The following is a 4,914-nucleotide window of genomic DNA, read 5'->3' as shown; positions in this document are numbered from 1 at the left end:
CCCGCCGCCGCGTCCGCGCCGCCCGCCCCGCCGCACCGGTGACCGGGCACGCGGACGTGATCCGCGACTTCAAGCAGGCGTGGGAAGCGGGCGACATCGGCGCCCTGGTCGGCCTCCTCGACCCCGCGGCAACCCTCACCGCCGACGGCGGCGGCGTGGTCCGCGCGGCATTGACCCCGGTCGAAGGCGGCGAGGAGGTCGCCCGCTACGTCGCGGCGCTGGCTTCCGGCGCCGGCGGGTCGCTCAAGCTGGTGGAGCGCACGGTCAACGGCCAGCCCGGCCTGCTGCTCGCGCGGGGCGACGAGCTTGTGGCGGTATACGCGTTCGACGTCGCGGACGGGCGGATCACCCGCATCTGGGCGATGCGGAACCCGGAGAAGCTCCGCCCCTGGCTCGGCTGAACCCGAGTAGACACCGTCTACACAAGTTTGATAGACAGTGTCTACAAGGTGAACCACGGGTTACGGAGATCGGGATGAGCTACCACCGTTTCGTCGTCCTCGGCGACAGCTGCGCCGAAGGTCTCGACGACCCGTACCCCGGCCAGGACCACTACCGCGGCTGGGCCGACTTCGTCGCCGCCGACCTCGCCGAGCGCGAACCGGGCTTCCGCTACGCCAACCTCGCCGTCCGCGGGCGGCGGCTGGACCAGATCGTCCCCGAACAGGTCCCGGCCGCGACCCGCCTCGAGCCGGACCTGATCGCGCTCTTCGGCGGCGGCAACGACGTGATGAGCCGGGGCTGGGACGCGCGGACCGTCGCCCGCCGCGTCGACGCGGCCATCCGCGCCTGCACCGAAATCTCGCCCACCGTCGTGACGTTCACCCTCAGCGACGTCTCGAGCCGGATGCCGCTCGGGCAGCGGATGCGGCCGCGGATCGTCGCGCTCAACGAAGCCATCCGCGAAGCCGCGGTCAGCTACGGGGCGCTGCTCATCGACCTGTGGCCCGACCAGGCCGTCACCGACTCCCGCTACTTCGGCGCCGACCGGCTCCACCTGTCCGAGCACGGGCACCGCAGGCTCGCCGCGTACGTCCTCGGGCGGCTCGGGCTCGAGCACGATCCCGGCTGGCTGGCGCCGCTGCCGGGCGCCGCGGCCGCGGGGAGCTGGCGCGCCGACCTGCACTGGCTGCTCCGCGAGGTGCTGCCGGTCGCCGTGACGCGCACGCGCAACCGGCTGATCGGCCGCCAGCCGGGCGACGGCTTCGGGCCGAAGCGCCCGGAACTGCTCCCCATGACGAGGGACGAAGCGTGGGCACGCGGCAACGCCTGATCGACACCGCGGCCGAGCTCCTGACCGGCGAAGGCGTCGAAGCCGTGACACTGCGCGGGATCGCGAAGGCGGCCGGCGTCTCGCACGGCGCGCCGCTGCGGCACTTCTCCGGCCGCGCCGAACTGCTGTCCGCCGTCGCGACCCGCGGGTACGCCGACCTGCTCGCCCGCCGGGAAACGCTGCCCGGGACCACGCCGCGAGAGCGGCTCACCGCCGCCTGCCACAGCTACCTCGACTTCGCGCTGGCCAACCCGGCGATGTTCGAGCTGATGTTCCGCCGCGACCTGATCGACGCGGACGACCCAGCCCTTTCGGCGGCGGCGAGCGCGGTGTTCGACACCTTCGCCGTGCTCGTCGCGGCGGTGCCGACCCCGGTCGCGCGCTCGGGCGCCGACCTGCGGCTGGTCGCGGCATCGCTGTGGGCCGCACTGCACGGCCTCGCCCAGCTGTGGCTGTGGGGCGGCCTGGCGGGCGCGAGCTTCGCACCGTCCCCGGAGGCGGCGCTGGCCGTCACGCTCGACGCCTACCTGGGCTGAGGCTCAAGCGCCCCAAGGTGGCCTTCGGTGCGTGAGACGCACCCAAGGGGCCCTTCGGTGCGCCTGACGCAACCAAGGCCACCTTGGGACGCTTTGCCGGATCGCGCGACACGCTGTGACCCGGTGCACGCGCCCGAACACCTGATCGAATACCCTGCCCCCATGACCGAGTCAGACCCGCAGCTCGAGCGCATCCGCAAGCTGCTGGCGAAGGCCGAGGACCCGGCGGTCACCGAGGCGGAAGCCGAGGCGTACAACCGGAAGGCCGCCGAGCTCGTCGCGCGGTACGGGATCGACCAGGCGATGCTCGCCGCGTCCGGCGCGACCGCCGACGAGATCGGCACGCTCAAGATCCCGATGAACGACCCGTACAGCCGCGACAAGGCGAGCCTGCTCACCTCGGTCGCGTACCCGCTGCGCTGCCGGACGCTGCTGCACCGCTACGGCCAGAAGGTCGACAGCGTCACGGTGTTCGGCTTCCACTCCGACCTCGGCCGGGTGGAACTGCTGTTCACCAGCCTGCTGCTGCAGGCGAGCACCCAGCTGACCCGCGTCCGGCCGGACGGCTTCTTCCCCGGCGAATCGCTGGCCGCGTACCGGCGCACGTGGCTGCACGGCTTCGCGCGCGCGGTGCACGAGCGGCTCACGCACGCCGAATCGGAAGCCGTCCGCACGGCGGCGCCCGGCGAGCGGTCGGCGGAGCTGGTCGTCCGCGACCGCGCACAGCTGGTGCAGCACGCCTTCGACTCGGAGTACGGCGACCTGCGCTCGGCCGCACCACGGCGGCTGTCGGGCAGCGGCTACCTCGACGGCCACGACGCCGGCACGAAGGCGAACCTCGACCCCTCGGCGCTGACCCGCCGCCAGAAGGCCTTGCGCTGAGTCGCCCGGTTGCCGCTATCGCCCGCGGTGATCTTTCCGTTTGACTGGGCGCATGCGCGTTGTCGATCTTGCCGAGCGCCCTGATCTCCTCGACGCCGCCCTGGCTCTCGGCGACGTCGGCGGCCAGTTCATCTACCAGGGCGCCAGCGGCCGGATGATCACCGGCGAACGGTTCCTGCGCCACTGGGCGCGGTACTTCCTGATCGCACTGGCCGACGACGGCACGCCGATCGCCCGCGCCCTGTCGGTCCCGCTCGCCTACCCGGCCCCCGACCGCACCGAGCTGCCCGACCACGGCTGGGACCAGGCCATCGAGTGGGCGGCGCAGGACGTGATGGACGGCCGTGAGCCGAACGCGTTGTGCGCGCTGGAAGTCGTGATCGCGCCGCACCTGCGCGGCACCGGCCTGTCGGCGCCGATGCTGAAGGCGCTCAAGGCCCGCGCGGCGGAAACGGGGCTGCGCAAGCTGATCGTGTCGGTGCGCCCGATCGGCAAGGAGGCCGAACCGGCGACCCCGATGCCGGAGTACGCGGCCCGCCGCCGCCCGGACGGCCTGCTCGCCGACCGCTGGCTGCGCACCCACGAACGCCTGGGCGCCCGCGTGGTGAAGGTCTGCCCGTTCGCTGTGACACTGGCCGGCTCGCTCGCCGACTGGCGCGAGTGGACGGGCGTGAAGCTCCAGGACGGCGAGAACTTCATCCCGGGCGGCATCGCCCCGGTGTTCGCCTCGACGGCCCACGACACGGCGACATACATCGAGCCGAACGTGTGGCTGGAGCACCCGATGTAGCAATGCTTAACGGTTCGTCCAGAAACGTTCGCTTGTTCTGATAGGACACGTTCGGCACCGTGGACCCCGTGACTGGTTGGGTGCGCATCGCGGTACTGGCCCTGCTGTGGGGCTCGGGGTTCCTGTGGATCAAGCTGGCTCTGACCGGCCTCAGCCCCGTCCACCTCACCCTGATCCGCTGCGCACTCGGCGCGTTGACACTCCTGGTGCTGGCTTTCGCCGCCCGCCAACGCCTTCCGCGCGACCGCCGGACCTGGGGACAGCTCATCGTCGCCGCGTTCTTCTGCAACGCGCTGCCGTTCGCGCTGTTCGGGATCGGCGAGCGCACGGTGGACTCCGGCGTCGCCGGGGTCATGAACGCCACGACCCCGTTGTGGTCGCTGCTGATCGGCGTCGCGCTCGGCACGGAACGCCGCCTCAACCCCGCGCGACTGCTCGGGCTGGCTCTCGGCTTCGCCGGCATCGTGGTGATCTTCGCGCCGTGGGAGCAGGCGGGCCTGCTGAGCACGGGCGCCCTCGCGCTGCTCGCGGCCGGCCTCAGCTACGCGATCGCGTTCGCTTACATGGCACGGAAACTGCCCCCTAACGGCGCCCCGCTCGCGCTGTCGGCGGCCCAGCTGACGACCGCCACCGCGTTGACGGCCCTCGCCCTGCCGGTGGCCGGGCACGCGCCGCACGTGAACCTGACGGCGCTCGTCGCGGTGACCGTCCTCGGCGTCTTCGGCACCGGGATCACGTTCTACCTCAACTACCGCGTGATCGCGGACGAAGGCCCGACCGCGGCCGCCACGGTCGGCTACCTCCTCCCGGTGGTGTCGGTCGCGCTCGGCACGCTCTTCCTCGGCGAACCGCTGACGCCCCGGGTGGTCGGCGGCATGGTGATCGTCCTCTTCGCCGTCGCCCTCACGCGGCTGCGGCCTCAGGCGCCGGCGAACTGCCCGGCGAACTCGGCGGCCGGCCCGGCGACGCCGAAGTAGTCGCCCGTGGCCAGCTCGGCGCCCGCCGTGCGCCACCAGCTCGCCTGGTCCTCGGTGTGGATGCCGTCGACGACGAGCGTCGCGCCGACCTGCCGGACCAGCGGCACCAGCGCGCCGAGGAACGTCGAGTCCGACCACGCCTGCCATTCGGCCAGGCGCCGGTCGACGCGCACGATGTCGACCGGCAGGTCCTGGACGGCCCGCAGGTCGTCCGGGCCCAGCCCGAAGTCGTCGAGCATCACGTGGACGCCGAGGTCGGCCAGCGCGGTGACGTTCTCGATCACCCCGGACACCGGCAGCGCGCCGACCGGCACGCCGAGCATCAGCTGCTCCGGCGGCAGGCCGGTGTCGGCCAGCAGCCGCGTCACGCGCGTGCCCAGCGCGTCGTCCGAAACCTGGTGCCCGGTCAGGCCGGCCACCACCGGGAGGCCGAACCCCGCGCGCTGGCGCCACCAC

General features: G+C 72.8%; 6 protein-coding genes and 1 pseudogene. 6 read left to right on the top strand and 1 reads right to left on the bottom strand.

Annotation, left to right across the window (positions count from 1 at the left end):
- From G3I65_RS39710 to G3I65_RS39685, 6 genes and pseudogenes are all read left to right on the top strand, one after another.
- Positions 1 to 401 (top strand): annotated as a pseudogene (locus G3I65_RS39710) (RNA polymerase subunit sigma-24); the annotation flags it as partial.
- A 74-nt stretch (positions 402 to 475) separates the two neighbouring features.
- Positions 476 to 1,273 carry an SGNH/GDSL hydrolase family protein gene (locus tag G3I65_RS39705; protein WP_160700648.1) on the top strand — a complete coding sequence of 266 codons (798 nt, stop codon included), beginning with the start codon at positions 476 to 478 and terminating at the stop codon, positions 1,271 to 1,273.
- Entirely contained in the window at positions 1,252 to 1,809 is a 558-nt protein-coding gene (locus G3I65_RS39700; RefSeq protein WP_160700647.1) for a TetR/AcrR family transcriptional regulator, read from the top strand. The genes G3I65_RS39705 and G3I65_RS39700 overlap by 22 nt, the downstream gene beginning before the upstream one ends.
- Before the next feature lie 162 nt (positions 1,810 to 1,971).
- Complete coding sequence (locus G3I65_RS39695) at positions 1,972 to 2,691, top strand: DUF2786 domain-containing protein (RefSeq protein ID WP_160700646.1); 720 nt, start codon at positions 1,972 to 1,974, stop codon at positions 2,689 to 2,691.
- 52 nt (positions 2,692 to 2,743) lie between these two features.
- The gene (locus G3I65_RS39690) at positions 2,744 to 3,481 is read left to right on the top strand and encodes a Long-chain-fatty-acid--CoA ligase (RefSeq protein WP_160700645.1); all 738 of its coding nucleotides are present in this window, start codon (positions 2,744 to 2,746) and stop codon (positions 3,479 to 3,481) included.
- A 68-nt stretch (positions 3,482 to 3,549) separates the two neighbouring features.
- On the top strand, positions 3,550 to 4,458 hold the full coding sequence (locus tag G3I65_RS39685; RefSeq protein WP_309235938.1) for a DMT family transporter: 909 nt from the start codon (positions 3,550 to 3,552) through the stop codon (positions 4,456 to 4,458).
- Here G3I65_RS39685 and G3I65_RS39680 read toward each other — a convergent pair.
- A partial coding sequence (locus tag G3I65_RS39680) for an EAL domain-containing protein (RefSeq protein ID WP_160700644.1) occupies positions 4,401 to 4,914 on the bottom strand: 514 nt, incomplete at its 5' end. The genes G3I65_RS39685 and G3I65_RS39680 overlap by 58 nt on opposite strands.

It is taken from the genome of Amycolatopsis sp. SID8362, from assembly GCF_010550475.1.
GTDB lineage: Bacteria > Actinomycetota > Actinomycetes > Mycobacteriales > Pseudonocardiaceae > Amycolatopsis > Amycolatopsis eburnea.
Note: the sequence above shows the minus strand (reverse complement) of the source record. Positions and strands in the feature narration are given on the sequence as shown.